Annotated in this window: 12 protein-coding genes, 1 tRNA gene and 1 pseudogene; 5 read left to right on the top strand and 9 right to left on the bottom strand. The window is 66.9% G+C overall.

What is annotated here, in order from left to right; genetic code table 11:
* Positions 1-33: 33 nt before the first annotated feature.
* Complete coding sequence (locus QYL93_RS12930) at positions 34-1,284, bottom strand: hypothetical protein (protein WP_305743998.1); 1,251 nt, start codon at positions 1,282-1,284, stop codon at positions 34-36.
* A gap of 137 nt (positions 1,285-1,421) precedes the next feature.
* On the opposite strand from QYL93_RS12930, the pseudogene QYL93_RS12925 reads away from it, so the two are divergent.
* A pseudogene (locus tag QYL93_RS12925) lies at positions 1,422-1,859 on the top strand (Bug family tripartite tricarboxylate transporter substrate binding protein); the annotation flags it as partial.
* Positions 1,860-2,047: 188 nt separating this feature from the next.
* On the opposite strand, the gene QYL93_RS12920 reads toward QYL93_RS12925, so the two are convergent.
* From QYL93_RS12920 to QYL93_RS12910, 3 genes are all read right to left on the bottom strand, one after another.
* Positions 2,048-2,485 (bottom strand): universal stress protein, encoded by a 438-nt coding sequence (locus QYL93_RS12920; RefSeq protein ID WP_305743997.1) that lies wholly within the window; start codon positions 2,483-2,485, stop codon positions 2,048-2,050.
* A gap of 325 nt (positions 2,486-2,810) precedes the next feature.
* The gene (locus tag QYL93_RS12915) at positions 2,811-3,575 is read right to left on the bottom strand and encodes a 2OG-Fe dioxygenase family protein (RefSeq protein WP_305743996.1); all 765 of its coding nucleotides are present in this window, start codon (positions 3,573-3,575) and stop codon (positions 2,811-2,813) included.
* 135 nt (positions 3,576-3,710) lie between these two features.
* Positions 3,711-6,668, bottom strand: a complete 2,958-nt coding sequence (locus tag QYL93_RS12910; RefSeq protein WP_305743995.1) for an EAL domain-containing protein — start codon at positions 6,666-6,668, stop codon at positions 3,711-3,713.
* 165 nt (positions 6,669-6,833) lie between these two features.
* On the opposite strand from QYL93_RS12910, the gene QYL93_RS12905 reads away from it, so the two are divergent.
* Entirely contained in the window at positions 6,834-7,199 is a 366-nt protein-coding gene (locus QYL93_RS12905) for a PilZ domain-containing protein (protein WP_179681104.1), read from the top strand.
* Positions 7,200-7,246: 47 nt separating this feature from the next.
* Here the strand turns inward: QYL93_RS12905 and QYL93_RS12900 are convergent, their stop codons facing one another.
* Complete coding sequence (locus tag QYL93_RS12900) at positions 7,247-8,944, bottom strand: long-chain fatty acid--CoA ligase (protein ID WP_305743994.1); 1,698 nt, start codon at positions 8,942-8,944, stop codon at positions 7,247-7,249.
* A 424-nt stretch (positions 8,945-9,368) separates the two neighbouring features.
* On the opposite strand from QYL93_RS12900, the gene QYL93_RS12895 reads away from it, so the two are divergent.
* On the top strand, positions 9,369-10,745 hold the full coding sequence (locus QYL93_RS12895; protein ID WP_305743993.1) for a matrixin family metalloprotease: 1,377 nt from the start codon (positions 9,369-9,371) through the stop codon (positions 10,743-10,745).
* A 79-nt stretch (positions 10,746-10,824) separates the two neighbouring features.
* On the opposite strand, the gene QYL93_RS12890 is transcribed toward QYL93_RS12895, so the two are convergent.
* Positions 10,825-11,118 carry a hypothetical protein gene (locus tag QYL93_RS12890; protein WP_305743992.1) on the bottom strand — a complete coding sequence of 98 codons (294 nt, stop codon included), beginning with the start codon at positions 11,116-11,118 and terminating at the stop codon, positions 10,825-10,827.
* A gap of 620 nt (positions 11,119-11,738) precedes the next feature.
* Here QYL93_RS12890 and QYL93_RS12885 point away from each other — a divergent pair.
* On the top strand, positions 11,739-12,833 hold the full coding sequence (locus QYL93_RS12885; RefSeq protein WP_305743991.1) for a helix-turn-helix transcriptional regulator: 1,095 nt from the start codon (positions 11,739-11,741) through the stop codon (positions 12,831-12,833).
* Positions 12,834-12,928: 95 nt separating this feature from the next.
* Here QYL93_RS12885 and QYL93_RS12880 read toward each other — a convergent pair whose 3' ends face one another.
* Complete coding sequence (locus QYL93_RS12880) at positions 12,929-15,313, bottom strand: glycosyl hydrolase family 18 protein (protein ID WP_305743990.1); 2,385 nt, start codon at positions 15,311-15,313, stop codon at positions 12,929-12,931.
* Positions 15,314-15,480: 167 nt separating this feature from the next.
* Here QYL93_RS12880 and QYL93_RS12875 point away from each other — a divergent pair, with 167 nt between their 5' ends.
* Positions 15,481-16,566 carry a helix-turn-helix transcriptional regulator gene (locus QYL93_RS12875; protein WP_305743989.1) on the top strand — a complete coding sequence of 362 codons (1,086 nt, stop codon included), beginning with the start codon at positions 15,481-15,483 and terminating at the stop codon, positions 16,564-16,566.
* Positions 16,567-16,633: 67 nt separating this feature from the next.
* Here the strand turns inward: QYL93_RS12875 and QYL93_RS12870 are convergent.
* Positions 16,634-16,709 (bottom strand) — tRNA-Lys (locus tag QYL93_RS12870).
* 56 nt (positions 16,710-16,765) lie between these two features.
* Positions 16,766-17,575, bottom strand: coding sequence for a tRNA threonylcarbamoyladenosine dehydratase (locus QYL93_RS12865; protein WP_305744064.1), 810 nt, complete (start codon positions 17,573-17,575; stop codon positions 16,766-16,768).
* Between the last annotated feature and the right edge of the window lie 6 nt (positions 17,576-17,581).

Below are 17,581 nucleotides of genomic sequence, written 5' to 3'. Positions count from 1 at the left end.
CAACGACCTTGAAAGGTTGTAGGCAACTCGGTATCAGGGCAGCGCAGCCTGCGTCCTTGGCAGCAGCACCAGGGCCTGATTGCCGTTGCCGCACTCGGCCATGGTGCTGCCGGGGGAGGGATCGGCGTTGATCACGCCCACGCAGTCGGGGCCGGCCGCGCAGCCGCCTTGCAGGATGCTGGCCTGCACGATGGCCTTGCCGTTGTAGAGGGTGTCCAGCGGCTGGCTGTGCACGGAGATGTTGCCCCAGATGACGGAGAACACCACCTCTACCTGGCCCGCGTCGCCCGCGAAGTGGAGCGATGACAGCGCGCCGCCGTAGCCTTCGGACGCTTTGCCGATCAGCGTGGACTGGCTGATCACCAGGCGGCTCACGCCAGCGCTGCAATTGGACAAGCTGGCAATGGCGCCGCCATAGGCGCCGGACGAATAGCCGCTGAAGGTGGCCTGCGTGATGCGCGGGCTGCTGGTGCCGGCGTTGCCATAGCTGGCGACGGCACCGCCGTAGCCTCCCGAGGCGTTGCCGATGTACTTCGACTGCGCGATGGAGGGGCTGCTGGAGCCGGTGTGGCCGAAGCTGGCGATGGCGCCGCCGTAGCCGTCCACCGCGTTGCCGATGAAGGTGGACTGCGTGATGCTGGGACTGCTGACGCCGCCAGCCGCGCCATGCGAGTACAGCGCACCGCCATTGTCGCGCGCCCCGTTGCCGCGGAAGGTGACGTTGGCAATGGTGGGGCTGCACACCTGGCCCTTGCCCGCGCCGTTGCAATGCAGGCCGGCGCCGCTGGCGTGGCTGGCAGCGTCTTCCCGGCCGTGGACGATGCTCAGCCCATCCATCACCGTGTCAGCAGGCTGGTAGATGCCTGCAGCCGTTCCGGCCGCGTTGCCGAGGCCGCCGATCACGACCACATGGTGGCTGTTGTCGGCGCTGACCACTGGCGTGCCGATGTCGCCCGAGAGCACCTTGAGGCGGCTGTCGGCGCTGCGCTGGTCCAGCGTGGTCTCGGTGCCGGCAAAGTCGCCATACAGTTTGAGCGGGCGGTTGATGGCGAATGCGATGGTGCGGTCTGCGCCAGCGGTGGGCTTGTAGGGACCCTGCCGGACCCAGATCTCATCGCAGCCGGGCCTGGCCAGCGCGGTCTGCCGCAGCGTGGCCGCAGCCCAAGTGCTGCCGTCGCCGGCCTCGGAGCCGGTGCTGCTCACGCGGCACACGGCGGCGTTGGCAGAGGCGCCCGCAGTCAGCAGCAGGCAGCCCATAGCAGCAAAGGTGTGGCGGGTGGACAAGGCAATCGGATGGTTGAGTGTCGTGGCGAAATCCCCTAGTTAAAAATAGCTTGTACGCGTGAGCGCACATTGCCCAGCCCCTTGCCATGGCCCGGCAAGGGGCTGCCTGGAGACAGGGTGCCGGCCTACGGCGTGAAGGGCTGGCCATCGTGATGGGCCAGAAGGACAGCGTGGTCATCGGCCCCTGGCTGTACAAGAAGCTGCCCTGGGACCCAACCAAGGACCTGACCGCCGTGGCCCACGTGGCCTACACGCCCGTGGTCATCGCCACCAGCGCCAACTCCAAGTACAAGACCATGGCCGACGTGATCGCCGTGGCCGAATCGGGTTTCAAGGACTTTGACGTGAGCACCTGGTACGGCGTGTTCGCACCCGCAGGCACCCCCGCCAGCGTGGTCGCGGCACTCAACGCCGAGATCAACAAGCTGCTGGCCACCGCCGACATGAAGGCCGCCATCCAGGCCCAGGGCGCCGAGCCCGAAGCCACGTCGGCTGCGCAGTTCGGTACCTTGATGAAAAACGATTACGCCAAATGGAAGGGCATAGTGGAAGCCTCCGGCACCAAAATCGAGTGATGGGATAGGAGCCGCTAAAAGCTCTCCTGGCGTCGTTGTTCCGTCTTGCCGTACTTTCAGTACTGTCTGCGACGAAACGCCTAGCCAGGACCGCTGCGCTGAGCTTGTAGCGACTCCCGAAGCATTTCACCAAAGAAAATGGCTCCCTCGGGAGCCATTTTTCATTCAAAAGCTAAAAGGGTGCGCGATCAAGTCCTCACGACCAGCACCGGCACATGCACCGCGCCCAGCACGCGCTGGGTGACGCTGCCCAGCACCAGTTTTTCAAGCCCGCGGCGGCCGTGCGAGCCCATGACGATGAGGTCGGCGCCCGTGCTCAGCACGGCGCTCACGATGCCGTCGTGCACGGTATGGCCCTCGCCCACCACCGTGGTCACCTGCACGCCCGCCGCCGTGAGGGCCGTGCGAGCAGCGTCCAGTGCCGTATTCGCCTCGGCCGTGGCAGCGCTCAGGTACTGGGCCTGGCCATAGGCGAAATCGGCACCGACGCCGGTGAACGGATACGGGTCCACCACGTACAGGGCGGTCACGGCGCTGCCAAAGGTCTTGGCCAGCTCTGCCGCCTTGGACACCGCCAGCGTGGCGATGTCGGAGCCATCGATGGGAACCAGAATGTGCTTGAACATGGCGTCTTCTCCTTGTGTTGAATGCACCTTCGGCGAGGCCCTGATACGGATTTTCCTTCAACCGTATAACTTCGTTGGTTCGCCTTGCCGTGCTACAGCACTGTCTGCGGCTTACCGCCTAGTTATACGATTGAATGCAAATCCGTATGAACCACCAATCCCCCGGTCCCGGGTGCCGCCTGCGATGCGATGAAGGACAGTGTGAACCCACACCATACATCGCATCTTGATGCGCATCAAACGGCGGGCGGTCGATCCAGCGATTTCTGCAGCAAGACGACGCCTTGTCCTACGCCCGCGCCCCCACCGACAAGGATGGTGACCCCTATCCCACCACGTCCGCCCCCTGGAACGCGCCGCGCCGGCAGGTGACCACCAGCGTGTCGCGGTAGCCACCGGGGGCCACGGGCTGGATGGGGGTGGATTCGTGGATCATGCGCGCATCGTCCAGCAGCAGCAGGGACCACGGCTCGGTGAGCGTGAAGCGCTGGCCGCCCGGGCCGTTGGCCTCGAACACGCGGGTCTCGCCGCCCTTGATGCCCTCGCGCCCCACCAGAAAAACCGCAACCAGGTCCACGCCGTCGCGGTGCGCGCCTTCGGGCGTGGGCCGGCCGATGCCGCCTTCGGTGTCGATGCGGAACTGGTGCGCCTCCACGAACCAGGGCTGTGGCGCCTTGCCCTGTGCGGCAAACACGGCGTCGGAGACGCGGGCCAGCGCAGCCAGCAGCTGCGACCACACGGGCAGCGCCACCGTGGCCGGCTCCATGGGCGCAAACCAGCGCTCCATGCCGCCGTGCAGGGCGTTGTATTCCACCGGCTGCCAGTGCGCGCGGTGCGGCACCTGCTGCGCCTGCCCATCCTGCACCATGAAGCAGGCGTGGCGCCGGCGGCGGTAGCGCCCGCCGTCCTTCAGGAAATCGTCGGGCGGCAGGGCCGCCCAGTCGGCGTTGAGTTCCAGCAGGTCAGAGAGCGGGCAACCCATCCAGGCCGCCACATCGGCGGGCGACAGCACGGCAAAGCCGGCGCTGCGCAGTTGATTCGCAGTCTCTGAGGGCGCGGTAAAAGGAGGTGAGAAAGTGACTTGTGCCATGGCCGCCGAGCATAAGGCTTAACGCAAGGGACTGCCGGGCCCAGGCCACGCCCCGCAGTGCCGTGCAGCCAAGGGGTGATGCAGGTCAAACGGCGCCAGCCCGGCTGAAGGCCTGCCCCAACTCCCCAGGCGCCTTCACGGCTGCAGGGCCACCTGCTCTGCGATGCGCAACAAGGCACTGGCCGGCGCCGGCCGCCCGAACAGGTAGCCCTGCCAGTGCAGGCAGCCCACGCTGGCCAGCATGTCGCGCTGCTCGGGGGTTTCCACCCCTTCGGCGATCACGCCCAGGTCCAGGCTGTGGGCCAGGTTGACGATGGTGCGGGCGATGGCGGCGTCGTTGGGGTCGGTAAGCAGGTCGCGCACAAAGCTCTGGTCGATCTTGAGCTGGTCCAGCGGCAGGCGCTTGAGGTAGCTGAGCGACGAATAGCCCGTGCCGAAGTCGTCAAGCGAAAAGCGCACGCCCAGGGCGCGCAACGTGGTCATGCGGCGAATGATGTCCTCCACATCATCGAGCAGCAGCGACTCGGTCAGCTCCAGCTTCAGGCGCACCGGGTTGGCGCCCGTGCTCTTGAGGACCTCCACCACCTCTTCCACGAAGTGCGGGTGCCTGAACTGCAGCGCACTCACGTTCACGGCCAGCGTCCAGTGGGCCGAGGCCGGGTTGCGCGCCCATTCCACCAGTTGCAGGCAGGCCGCGCGCAGGATCCAGGCGCCCAGGGGCACGATGAGGCCGCAGGCCTCGGCCACGGGGATGAACTCGGCCGGCGACACCAGGCCGCGCTGCGGGTGCTCCCAGCGCAGCAAGGCCTCGGCACCCACCAGCCCCTCCGACTGACCGATCTGCGGCTGGTAGTGCAGCAGGAACTGGCCCTCGCGCAGCGCCTCCCGCAAGCCCGCCTCAAGCGCGGTGCGCGCCGTGACGGCGGCCTGGGTGCGGGGGTCGAAGAAGCGCAGGGTGTTGCGCCCTGCCCCCTTGGCCTGGTACATGGCCATGTCGCCGCGCTTGAGCAGCTCGTCCACCGTGGTGTGCGGGTCGGCATACAAGGTCACGCCGATGCTGCACGAGCTGTGGTGCGCATGGCCGCCCAGCTGGTAGCTTTGCCCCAGCGCATGCAGCACCTTGCGGCCCACCATCTCGGCCTGCGAGGCCGCCTCGTGCGGCAGCGCGCTCAGGCCCTCCAGCAGCAACACGAACTCGTCCCCGCCCAGGCGCGCCACCGTGTCGCCGTTGCGCACGCAGCCGCCCAGGCGCGCCGCCACCTGGCACAGCAGTTGGTCGCCGATCTCATGGCCCTGGGTGTCGTTCAGGTCCTTGAAGTTGTCCATGTCCACGAACAGCAGCGCACCACCGGTACCCGTGCGGGCGCTGGCCGCCAGGCTGTGCTGCAGCCGGTCGGCCATCAACCGCCGGTTGGGCAGGCCGGTAAGCGGGTCGTAGAAAGCCAGCAGGCGGATCTCGTCCTCGGCCGCCTTGCGGCTGGAGATGTCGGTCTGGGTACCCACGTAGTGCGTGATGGCGCCCTGCGCCGAACGCACGGCGGTGACGGTGATCCAGGCCGGGTACACCTCGCCGTCCTTGCGCCGGTTCCAGACCTCGCCCTGCCAGGAGCCCACCGACTGCAGCGTCTCCTGCATCGTCCGGTAAAAGGTCTGGTCGTGCCGGCCGGACTGCAGCAGCGCCGGGGTCTTGCCCACCAGTTCCTCCACCGGGTAGCCCGTGAGCCGCGCGTAGGACGTGTTGGCCTGGATGATGCGCTGGTCGGGCCCGGTGACCACCATGCCCTCGAACGACTCGAACACGATGGCCGCGATCTGCAGCGATTCCTCGACCCCCCGGTGGTCGGTGATGTCGGTGGAAATACCGCACAGCGCATGGATGCGGCCGTCGCTGTGGCGCAGCGGCATCTTCACCGACAGGTAGGTACGCACCGAACCATCGTGGAAGGTGTTGGTTTCCTCCACCTCGATGCGCTCGCCGCGCTCCAGCACCAGGCGGTCATTGGCCGTCAATTGGCGCACAGTCGCCTCGTCGAAGATCGCGCTGTCGTCTTGCCCGATCAGGCCGCCTGCGGCATCGGGAAGCAACGCCAGCATGTGCTGGTTGGCGTACTGGTAGCGGTGCTCCCCGTCCTTGATGTATATGAAGGCGCCCACGCTGTCGAGGATGGTGCGCAGCTTGTGCTCGCTGGTCCACAGGTGCCGGCTGCGTGCTCGCCCCCGGCGGCGCAGTACGAAGGCCGCCAGCACCGCCAGCGCACCTGCCAGCAGCAGTGCGCCAACGGCCCACAGAACAGGGCGCCCCGCGCCACTGGCGGACGGACGGCCCGCCCAGCTGCGCATCACCTGCGCATACGACGCATCTGACCCATCGCGCCACTGCGCGGCCCGCTTGTCGATGGCGGCCAGCAGGTCGGGGTTGCGGTCCTTGCCGCTGGCGATGTACAGCCCCCCTGGCTGCAGCACAATGCCCGAATCCACCAGACCGTGGCCCGGCGCACGGGCACTGCCGAACAGGTGGCTGGTGATGGCCGCCTCGGCGTTCTTGCTGCCCACGGCGCTGAAGGCCTGGTCGGGCGAATCCACCTCCACCACCATGACCTGCAGCCCATAGCGGCGCGTGAGGGCCATGAAATGGTCCTTCTGCACCGTGCCGCGCTGCACGGCCACGCGCTTGCCATCCAGGTCCAGCACCGACTGGATCGGCGAGGACGGCTGGCGGTACACCTCGGACCAGGTGTCCACGATGGGTTGTGCGGTGAAATCGAATTGCGCCTCGCGCGCCAGAGTGCGCGGCACGTCGGGCACCAGGTCCAGGCGGCCGTTGTGCAGGTCATCCAGGCATGCACGCAACTCGCACGGCACATAGCGCACGGACCAGCGCTCGCGCTCGGCCACCAGGTTGAGCAGATCCACGAAGATGCCCGCGGGCCGGCCATGCTGGTTCATGAACACGGTGGGCTCGTTGGCATACACACCCACCCGCACCTCGCGCGCAGGCGCAGCAGTGCTGGCGCCCACCGGCAGCAGGGACCAAAAGGCACCCACCAGCCAGCCCGCCCATCGGCAATGCCACCGGAAAATGCGTGAACTCACGATCGGCAATCCCCACAGTGGCCGAAAGCACCATGTTAACCAAAGGTTGCTTGTTTATCAAAACGTAACCAAAACAAAGCATGCCGCTGAAAGCCTGCCCAGGATCTTTTTTGCACGGGCCTTCAAGCCTTGGGTTAGCATGCGTCAAACTCCTCGGAGACAGCCATGCCCCACGAACGCCGCCACTACGTCCGTGTCCAATTCGATGCCCCTGCGCTGCTCACCCTGGCAAGCAACGCCTTCAGCGTGCATGTACAGGACCTGTCGCTCAAGGGGGCGCTGATTTCACTGCCTGCGCAGGCGGACGTGCGCGCCGGGATGCTGTGCCAGCTCACCATCCCGCTGCACGACACGGGCAACCACATCGGCATGTCTTGCGAGGTGGCGCACCTGGAGGGGCTGCACACCGGCCTCCTGTGCCGCTCCATCGACCTCGACAGCGTGACCCACTTGCGGCGCCTGATCGAGTTGCAACTGGGCGACCCCGCCCTGCTGGAGCGCGATCTGGCCGAGTTGACGCATTCGCACTGACCGGTGCACTAAGGCCTGTTCACAGGCCCTAGGCGGTGCGCCCGGCGTCACGCGGCAGCAGCCTCTGATTCTTGAAGCGTGCGCCACATCACCTTGCCGCTGCCGCTCTTGGGCAAGGCATTCACGAATTGCACGATGCGCGGCACCTTGTACACCGCCATGTTCTCGCGGCACCAGTCGATGATCTGCTGCTCGGTTGTGTCCTGGTGCGAGGGGCGCAGCACCACCACCGCCTTGACGGTCTCGCCCCGGTAGGCGTCGCGTGCCGAGATGATGCAGGCCTCCTGGATGGCCGGGTGGCGGAACATGAGCGCCTCCACCTCGGCCGGCCAGACCTTGAAGCCGCTGGCATTGATCATGCGTTTGAGGCGGTCGGTGAGGAAGAAGTAGCCCTCCTCGTCCATGCGCCCCAGGTCGCCAGAGCGGAAGAAGCGCTTGCCCTCGAACTCGACGAAGGCGCTGGCCGTGGCTTCGGGCCGCTTCCAGTAGCCCTCGAACACCTCGGGGCCGTGCATGATGATCTCGCCCTGCTCACCCACGGCCACCTCCTGCAGCGTGTCGGGGTCCACCACGCGCGCATCGGTACCCATGAAGGGGATGCCCAGGCACTGCTGCTTGGGGTGGTCGGGCGGGTTCGAGTGCGATGGCGCGGCCGTCTCCGTCAGGCCATAGCCTTCGGTGTAGCGCAGGCCATACTGCTCCAGCAGGCGCTGGGCCACGGCCTGCGGCATGGCGGCCCCGCCGCCGCCGATGTAGACCAGGCTGGAGAGGTCATAGCTGGCGAAGTTGGGGCTGTTGAGCAAGTCGATGACCATGGTCGGGATGTTGGTCCAGTTGGTCACCTTGTAGCGTGAGATCAGGCGCCCGGCCAGGTCCCGGTCCCAGCGGGGCATGACCACGATGGTGGCCGCGCAGTAGATGGAGGTGTGCAGCACGCTCACCATGCCGGTGATGTGGAACATGGGCACCACCGACAGGGTGACATTGTCCGCCGAGCCAGAACCCCACAGCGCGCTGGCCACGGCGTTGTGCATGATGCTCTTGTGCAGGTGCATGCAGCCCTTGGGCAGGCCCGTGGTGCCGCTGGTGTAGGGCAGCAGCGCCAGGTCAGCGGGGCCCACCACCAGCGCAGGTGGCGCATCGCTGCAGGCCAGCGCCTCGGCAAAGGCGTGCACCGTGCCACTGTCGAGCGCAGGCAGCGCGTGCTGCGTGCACAGCCACTCTTTCCATGCGTCGGGCGGGGCGTCGGCCCCCTGCACGTCGGCATCGAAGGCATCGGTGAAATGCGTCACCACCAGGTGCGCCAGGCGCTCATTCGGTGCCAGGGCGTTGCTGGCCTTGGCCAGCTCGGGCGCGAGGTCGGCCGTGGTGAACGCTACCCTGGTGTCGGGGTCGGTGATGTAGTGCTTGAGCTCCTCGGCCCGGTTCATGGGGTTGACCGGCACCACCACGGCATTGGCACGCAGGATGGCGAAGTGCGCCATCACCAGCTGCGGGCAGTTCTGCATGCACAGCACCACGCGGTCGCCGCGCTGCACACCCAGTTGCGCCAGACGCGCGGCCAGCCGCTCGGCGCCCTCCACCAGGGCCCGGTAGCTGAGCTGGCGGCCAAAGAACACCAGCGCCGTCTTGTCGGGGTAGCGCTGTGCGCTGATGGCCAGGTTGTCCCACAGCGAGGTGGCGGGCAAGGTGATCGAATGGGGCAGCCGGCTGGGCCAGAAAGCGTAGTGGGGGCGTGTGGACATGGATGGAATGGGGAGAATGGTTTCTTTCCTTCAGTTCCAGAGCCTAGGGGTCAGCACCATCCGTGGCATTGGGGATGCCACTTAGGCGGGGTCGCGCAGGTGACGGCGCCGTCGACCATGCCCCTTGCCGAAGTCACTCCCTGCGCCATAGCGGCGGCAGCAGGGAATGCCTTACGGGCTAGACCGGCATTCCGTCAATGGCCCGAACAGATATCGTGACATTGTGTTTTTCGTCACAGCGCAGCGGTCGCCTCGGTGATAAATTCTGTTCCGTGCTTGCAAATGCACGGGATATGCCCTTGCACCTGCAACCGCAGCCCGAAGGCAACCCCGCCGGGGCGGTGTGCCACTTCGGCGAGGCATTGTCCAAGGGCACAGGGCAGCCAGTTGCCACCATCCAACCGCCGAGACATTCGACACCACCATGGCTACCGTTTCCGACCTCCAGAACATCCGCTTCTCGGGCAACTACAAGGCCGATTCCCTGCTGGAAAACCCAGCCCCGTGGAACTTCCTTCCCGATGGCCGCAAGGTGCTGTACTACACCTTCGACGTGAGCACGGGCAGCGTGGCCGATCGGGATTCGAGCACCACCCTGGCCTCATTCAACGCCTCGCAGATGCAGGCCACGCGCCAGATCATGGCGTACGCCAGCCAAGTCACGGGCATCACGTTCACCGAAGTGGGCAGTTCGTCCCAGGCAGACCTCCACTTTGCAGGCACCAACCTGCAGGGCCGCACGACGGCGGGGTTGAACTCCTCGTTCTACAACTACAGCTTCACGGGGCCCGACCAGACGCTGACGTCGCTCAACGCCGAATCGGTGGTCTACCTGGACAACGTGGAGTTCGCGAGCATCAACAACACCCCCACGGCCGGCGGCCTGGGCTACGAAGTGCTGCTGCACGAGGTGGGCCACGCCCTGGGCCTGGCGCATCCCTTCGACTCCCCACGCCCGCTGCCCACGGCCGAGGACAACACCAACAACACGGTGATGTCCTATACTGAGGCGGGCCCGTACAAGACCACCTTCCAGGCCTATGACCTGCTGGCGCTCGACTGGATCTATGGCCGTGACGGCCTGGGAGGCACCTACGGGTTCAACTCGACCAGTGGCCCGACGCTGACCTTCCCCACGACGCCGACCACTCCCACGACACCCACCACCCCAACGACCCCGACCACACCCACGACGCCAGCGGGCACGGCCGGTGCAGACACGTTCACCAGCACCAATGCCAATGAGACGTTCAACGGCCTGGGCGGCCTGGACACCCTGGTCGCCCGGGGGAACCGTGGCGACTACTCGCTGCAACCCAAGAACGGTGGCGGCTGGACACTGGGCGACGGGGTCCCCAGCCGCGATGGGGTGGACACTTTGCTGCAGATCGAGCGGGTCAAGTTCACGGATGGTTTCGTGGCGCTTGACCTGGACGGCGCTGCGGGCACGGCCGCACGCATGGTCGGTGCGCTGGTCGGCCCTGCCGGCCTGAACAACCGCAGCGTGGTGGGCATCGTGCTCAAGGCGGTGGACGCCGGCTCGACCCCCTTGCAAGTCGCGCAATTTGGCATCAATGTGCTGCTGGGCGCCTCAGCCACACCGGAGCAGGTGGTGAGCCTGTTGTACGCCAATCTGGTGGGCGTCGCGGCCGATGCCAATACGGTCCAGTCGCTGGCGGCCGTCATCAAATCGGGCGCCTACACCAATGCATCGTTCGCGGTGGCTGCGGCCAATCTGGACCTGAATGCCGCGCACATCAACCTGGTCGGACTCAGCAGCCAGGGGTTGGAATACATCTGAAGCAGCTCGGCCCGGCCCGCCTCAGACAGGACAGGGCCGCGAGAGGCGGATCATCCCATCATTGGCACTGCACCAGGCGCTACAGCGAGGACAGATAGTCCAGGCGCTGGAGCGGTGATTTGGCCTGGGCATCGTAGTCGTAGACGCTGGGCTGGTCGAACCGAGGCGCGTCGGTAGGGCTGTCGACATCAGCGCCGACACAGATCGCCCCCTTGGCATAGCAGCGCAAGTAGTAAGGCGCGGCGGCGGACGTCATGGTAGGAGTGGTCAGCAACTGGGGAAAGGTTTTTTCCGCCCAGTCGAGCACACAGTCCAGCGGCTGTGAGACGCCTGTGCCACCCAACCCGCGCAGAACATAAGCGGCATTGGGCATGAAAACGTTCAGCTGGGATCCGCGCGACCCCGGTCCCGACGGCACAAAGCGCACCAGCGCCGAACAAACCGCCCCCGGCTGCAGCAAGGTGTTGCTGCAGCCATCCGATTCCGGGGGGGGATGGTGAAGTCGCTTGCAATGACCACCGCACAACCGATCCCGGTACAGAGCGGTGACACGGCTGCGATGGATGAGACCACATTGCCCAATTGCACGGGAGATGGGCCGCGGTTGGCCACCCGCAGGGTTTGCGTGGCGGATGAATGCACAGCAACCTTGCCAAACTGGAAGTCCCCCACGGGTTCGATGATCTCCACCTGGGCATGGGCCGGCAGGCACGCCAGGCAGAGCGCGCCCAGGGCAGCCAGGGACTTGCGGGAAAAAAGGGTCTGTGTCACGTGGGTTTCTGGTGAGTGGGAATCGATGGAAACGCCCGGTATGAGAACGTGTTGACGCTCGAAGAGTGGGCACAAGTATTCATGGCCATGCAAGTTACCCGCGAACCTTTCGGCGCGCCCCACCCCGATGGGATGGGGTGTTGCAGGGGGCCCGCACGCTGCGTTGACCGGGTGCCGGGCGGGTTCTAGATTGGCGGCCTTCCGCTTTTGTTTTCAATCGCCATGCCCACCCCTTTCCGACCCGACCGCCACGCCCTTGCGCGCCTGCACCGGATGGCCAGCCTGGAGGCGGGTGGCATGCAGCTCATCGAGCCATTGCTGCAGGAGCTGCGCCGGGTGGTGGGCTTTGACTTCGGCTGCATGCTGTACCCCGGCAGCGATGGCGAGCTGATGAACTATGCGCAGGAGCCCATGCAGTCGGTGGCGCGGGACTACTTCGATGCACGCATCCTGCGCAGCGAGCGCCAGGTGCTGGTGCGCAGCCCACGCGATTTCGGCGAGGTGGTGCGCCACGAGCACGGCCCCAGGCTGATGCGCGAGCAGATGGCGGTGCCTCTCACAGAGCTGCTGCGCAGTGACTATTACGACGCGGTGATGCGGCCCACCGGCGCCAAGGACTACATGAGCCTGGTGCTGCGCACCGCGCAGGGTGTGGGCCTGGCTGTGATCCACCTTTTCCGCGATGCCTCGGCCCCGGACTTCACGCCGCAGGACGCGGCCCTGCTGGCCCGGCTGGAGGCCCATCTGGCGCGTGCGCTGCAGCAGGGCGAGCGCGATGCGCAGGGCAGCGAGGTGCACAGTCAGGGGGTGCTGGTCGCCACCCCCCAGGGGCGGTTGATGTGGATCTCGCCCGAGGCCGAGTCGCTGATGCCCCTGGCCTTCGGCTGGGGCTGGCGCCGTGGCGCCCAACTGCCCCCCGCGCTGCAAGAACTGCTGCGGCGGCTGAACGCACGGCGGCCCGAGGAGATGGCCCTGCCCACGCTGGAGCTGTTCACGGCACAGGGCTGGTTCTCGCTGCGTGCCACGCACCTGGCGCCCGCCCCCCAGGCGCGGCAGGACCGCCAGGCCGTGGCGCTGCACATCACGCGGCGCGTGGCGCGCGGGGTGCGGCTTCTGTCGACCCTGCAGAAGCTGGGCCTGCCGCAACGCCAGCACGAGCTGGCCTGGTGGCTGGCGCGGGGCCTGCCCGAATCACAGATCGCGCAGCGCATGGGCATCAGCCTCAACACGGCCGTGTACCACCGCCGCCAGCTCTACAACCGGCTGGGCGTCATGGGGCGCGATGAACTGCTGGCGCAGATTGGTGGCAAAACGTGAATTAATTCACGCATGCACACCAAATAGCTCTACTCAAAAAAGCCCCCGGTGCCAGGCAGCAACGGGGGCTTTTGCATTGCACGCAGCGTGGTGGTTCAGGGCACCTGCACGGTCACGGCCGCTGACCGCGGCCCTTCGTTGCCCGCTGCATCGAGCATGGCTACCTGGTAGCTGTGGCTGCCGCTCGGTGCCGATGCATCGGTGTAGCTCGCACCGCTGGTCACGGTGGCGATGGCCACCCCATTGCGGTACAACCGGTATCCCGAGGCGCTGGCCGCAATGAAGGACTGCTTGATGGCCTGCATCGGCGGGTTGGTGCCCTGCTGGGGCAGATAGCCATAGTTGATGGTCCATACCAGCGTGCCGCCCAGGCCCTGCTCGTGCACCCATTTGCCCTTTTCTGCGATGGAACGCTCGTCCTCGTAGCTCAGGTAGGTGACGGGTGCATCGCTGGCGCGCCACCAGGGTTGGCTGTACCGGATGTAGCTTTGCTTGGCCACGTCGTCCCAGTGGTAGACGGCGCCCCGCTGGCCGAAGGCGTTGTCTTCCCGCAGGCGCCGGTAGTTGTTCACGCCGTCTCCGCCGTTGGAGCCGCTCGTCGCGGCCTGGCGCGGGCCAGTGACGGGGTTGTTGTAGAACAGGCCGTACAGGCCCACCCCGATGCCCAGCTTGGCACGGGGCACGCCCGCGTTCAGATAGGCCTGCACGGTGGATGCGATGGAGGTGGGGTGGCTGGGGGCTTCGCCAAACAACGGAGAGTGGTGCCAGGACAGCCAGCCGCCGCCCCAGTCGCCGGCCATGCTGTAGGTCATGAGGTTGAAGCGGTCCACTGCGTGGGCCACCTCCACGTGCCAGGGCAGGATGTCCGGAAAGTTGACGTTGACCCAGAAGCCGGGCCAGCTGATCTCGAACGGGCTGGCCTGGTAGCGCGGGCGCTGCTGGGCGGCAACGCGCAGTTCGCGCAGCAGTGCCAGCGCCTGGGCGCGGCCCTGTTCGGTGTCCAGGTTTTCCTCCCAGTCGATGTCGGCACCGTCGTAGCCCTTTTGTTCGGCTTTGTCGAGGATGTTCTTGATGAAGACCGCGCGAATCTGCGGGTTGGCCGTGGCGGCCATGAAGCCGGGGCCATCGAATTCGCCGCCGATCATCATGATGGCCTTGGTGCCTGCCGCGTGGGCCTTGGCGATCAGGGTGTCTTCCACCTGCGTGTGCGCGGTGCCTGCGCCCTCCATCAACTCGCCCACACGGCCGCCGGGCAGCGATCCCTGGCCTGGCGCATAGCGGCCGAAGATGAAGTGCGTCATGGTGCTCATGTCCACGGCCTCTGGCGGGAACTGCTCCCAGAACCAGCCGGTGTAGTAGCCGTTGACCCACTTGCCGCTCTTCGTCACGGGGTTCCAGTCCAGCCGCACGCCCTGCGGCGTGGCGCGGGCCGTCACGCCGCTCACCGGCGGACGGGGGTTGGCGGCATCCACCGCGACCTGGGCCGTGGCGGTGACGCTTTGCCCGGCAATGTTGGTGCAGCTCAAGGTGTAGGACCTGCTGGCCTGGGGCTGCACCAGCACACTGCCCTCGGCTGCGCGCGTGCCGTTCCATCCGCCCGACGCCGTGCAGCTGGCGGCATGGCTCGCCCGCCACGCCAGGCGGGCGCTGTCGCCCGGGGCGATGCGGGAAGGGGTGGCGCCGAAGCTGTCGATGGTGGGCAGTGGCTGCGGCGGGGCATTGCGCACCGCCACCGCGGCCGAGGCGCTCGCGGTGGCACCGGCCGCGTTGCGGCAACTCAGGCTGTAGTGGGTGCTCGTGCCGGGGCGGACGCTGGCGCTGCCGCTGGTCGGCCGCTCACCGCTCCAGCCCCCCGATGCCGTGCAGCCCGTGGCGTTGTCCACGTTCCAGGCCAGGGTGCTGCTGCCGCCCAGGTCGATGGCGCCAGGCTGCGCCACGAAGGACAGAATGTTCGGCGGCACAGGTGGCGCCGGATGGGTGTTCTCCATCACCAGCTGGGCCAGGCCCTCGCCACCGGCCTCGAAATACTCCATGCGCACCGTGTGCGGACCGGCCGCCAGGGGCACGGTGGCGCTGTCCATGGTGATGCCGTGCCGCGTCCAGTTGTCGATCACGCGCTGGCCATCGACCAGCACGCGCACGCCATCGTCGGTGAAGGTGATGAACCGGGTCGCGCCCGCGGGGAACTGCAGCGTTGCGATCCAGCGTGCAGAGAACCCGTCCACCGGCAGGCGGGCCGGGTCGGGGCTGCCGCCCAGGGCCGTCCAGTAGTGGTCGATGGGCCCGGTTTCACAGCGCTGCAGCGCGGGTGCCCCGGACAGGTGGGTGTTGGGAAAGTACTCGGCCAGCCACTGGCCGGGCGCGCACTGCGGCTGCGCCATGGCCTGGCTGCCGCCAAACAGCAAGAGCGAAGCGGCCAGCCAGCGTCGCAAGCAGGTTTTCAGGGCGCGGCCACGGGCCGCAGCATCAAGGGTGGGCATGGACAAATTCCTTGGTGGATCAGGGGACGGCGCAGGCTACAGGCGCGCAGCGGCGCGCACCCCACCCTCGGCGGATAGGGTGTTGCGCCGGTGTGTTGACCCTGCGCGGCACCGCCCCTAGATTTGGGGTCTTGTTCCCACCACCGCTTCACCGGACCGCAGCCGACATGCCCTCGCCCAGCTCCACCCAGCAAGCCATTGCACGCTTGCAGCACATGACCCGCATGGAAGCGGGCGGGCCACCCATGATCGTCCCCCTGCTGGAGACACTGCACAGTGTTCTCGGCTTCGACTCGAGCGCGTACGTCTATCCCGCCGATGGAGGCGAACTGGCGGTGCACATGGAGGTGCCGGCCGCTCAGTCGGTGGTGGCCGACTATTTTGATGCGCGCATTCTGCGCAGCGAGCGCCAGGTGCTGGTGCGCAGCTCGCGCGATTTCAGCGAAGCGGTGCGGTACGAACGCGGGCCTCAATTGCTCGAACAGCTCGTGCGCGTACCGATGCCTGAGTTGCAGCGCAGCGACTTCTACAACGTGGTGATGCGGCCCATGGGGACGGTGGACTGCATGAGCCTGGTACTGCGCGCACCCGACTGCGAAGGGATAGGCACGCTCAAGTTCTACCGCGAAGCGGCGTCGCCGGCCTTCGGGCCCGGCGACGCTGCGCTGCTGGCGCGGCTGGAGCCCTATCTGGCGCACATCCTGCAAGACGGCGAGATGGGCAGCGGAACCAGCGAGACGCACAGCCAGGGCATGCTCATCACCACCCCCCAGGGGCGGCTGCTGTGGCTGTCGCCCGAAGCCGAGACCCTGCTGCCACTGGCCTTCGGCTGGCGCTGGCGGCGCGGCGCAGGGCTGCCCCAGGAACTGCACGAACTGCTGCAGCGCATGCAAGCACAACACCTCCCGGCACTGCCCACCCGTGAGTTGCGCACTGTGCACGGCCATTTTTCGGTGCGCGCGACACCCATGAAGGCCGCCTCGGGTATGGGCCAGGCGGTGGGGATCCACATCACGCAGAGCGTGCCGCGGGAGGCACGCCTGCAAGCCTTGCTGCAGGCCCAAGGGCTGTCGCAGCGCCAGCAGGAGCTCGCGTACTGGCTGGCGCTCGGGCTGCCGGAATCCCAGGTAGCGGCGCGCATGGACATCAGCGCAAACACCGTGGTTTACCACCGCCGCCAGCTCTACAACAGCCTGGGCGTGCAGGACCGGGGGGAATTGCTGGCCTGGCTGTCGGCGCGCCAAGGCAGATGACCCACCCCGTCGAGAGCACAATGCAAAAAGCGCTACAGCCTTGAGAGCTGTAGCGCCTTGCGTATCCTGGTGGGACGTGCGGGGGTCGAACCCACGACAAACGGATTAAAAGTCCGCTGCTCTACCAACTGAGCTAACGTCCCAACATTGCAACTGCCGCCTGCCCATTGCTGAACCTTGGCTGCTGCAAAGCCTAAGATTATAGCTTGATTTTCAGGGGTTTCAGCGGACCTTGGGCCAGACGGTCGATCACCCAGCCCGCCGCGCATTGGCCGAAGGTCGCCGTCACTGCCACCACCGAGCCGTAGCCATGGCAGTTGAGCGAGCCGTCGCCGCCCTCTATGGCGCAGGAGGCGTCGGGCTGCGCCACGGCTTCGCGACTGAAGACGCAGGTGATGCCGATCTTGCGTCCCTCGCGTGGGGCGCCGTGGTGCTTGCGCAACTGGTAGCGCAACTGGGCCAGCAAGGGGTCGTGGGTGGTAGCCGACAGGTCGTCGATGTCCACCTTGTGCGCTTGGCGCTTGCCGCCGGCCGCGCCCACGCTGATGAAGGCCTGGCCCGTGGCGCGCGCCCACACGGCCATGGCGGTCTTGGCCTTGATCTGGTCGCAGGCGTCGATCACCGCATCCACAGGGTCGCTGCCCAGCAACTGGGGCCAGTTGCCCGGCTCCACGAACTCGTCGATGCAGCGCACATCGCATTCGGGGTTGATCAGCGCGATGCGGTCGCGCATGGCCTCGATCTTGGCCTGCCCCACCGTGGTGGACAGGGCGTGGATCTGGCGGTTGATATTGGACTCTGAGACATGGTCCAGGTCCACCAGCGTGAGGCGCGCCACGCCGCTGCGGGCCAGCGCCTCGGCGGACCAGGAGCCCACGCCGCCGATCCCCACGACCACGACATGCGAGGCACGGATGCGCTTGGCACCTTCCACGCCATACAGGCGCTCGAGCCCGCCGAAGCGCCGCTGTGTGACCTCATCGGTCACGTCATCGGCAAAAGGAACCATGGGCAC

The organism is Acidovorax sp. A1169, assembly GCF_030704685.1.
Lineage (GTDB): Bacteria > Pseudomonadota > Gammaproteobacteria > Burkholderiales > Burkholderiaceae_C > Acidovorax.
This window is presented reverse-complemented; position numbering and strand designations above follow the sequence as displayed.

Bases quoted from the DNA above. Each gene is read 5' to 3' on its own strand.
- QYL93_RS12865 (WP_305744064.1), bottom strand. From the start codon at position 17,575: ATGGTTCCTTTTGCCGATGACGTGACCGATGAGGTCACACAGCGGCGC.
- QYL93_RS12900 (WP_305743994.1), bottom strand. From the start codon at position 8,944: ATGTCCACACGCCCCCACTACGCTTTCTGGCCCAGCCGGCTGCCCCAT.
- QYL93_RS12890 (WP_305743992.1), bottom strand. From the start codon at position 11,118: ATGCCCAATGCCGCTTATGTTCTGCGCGGGTTGGGTGGCACAGGCGTC.
- QYL93_RS12880 (WP_305743990.1), bottom strand. From the start codon at position 15,313: ATGCCCACCCTTGATGCTGCGGCCCGTGGCCGCGCCCTGAAAACCTGC.
- QYL93_RS12875 (WP_305743989.1), top strand. From the start codon at position 15,481: ATGCCCTCGCCCAGCTCCACCCAGCAAGCCATTGCACGCTTGCAGCAC.
- QYL93_RS12905 (WP_179681104.1), top strand. From the start codon at position 6,834: ATGCCCCACGAACGCCGCCACTACGTCCGTGTCCAATTCGATGCCCCT.
- QYL93_RS12895 (WP_305743993.1), top strand. From the start codon at position 9,369: ATGGCTACCGTTTCCGACCTCCAGAACATCCGCTTCTCGGGCAACTAC.
- QYL93_RS12915 (WP_305743996.1), bottom strand. From the start codon at position 3,575: ATGGCACAAGTCACTTTCTCACCTCCTTTTACCGCGCCCTCAGAGACT.
- QYL93_RS12885 (WP_305743991.1), top strand. From the start codon at position 11,739: ATGCCCACCCCTTTCCGACCCGACCGCCACGCCCTTGCGCGCCTGCAC.
- QYL93_RS12920 (WP_305743997.1), bottom strand. From the start codon at position 2,485: ATGTTCAAGCACATTCTGGTTCCCATCGATGGCTCCGACATCGCCACG.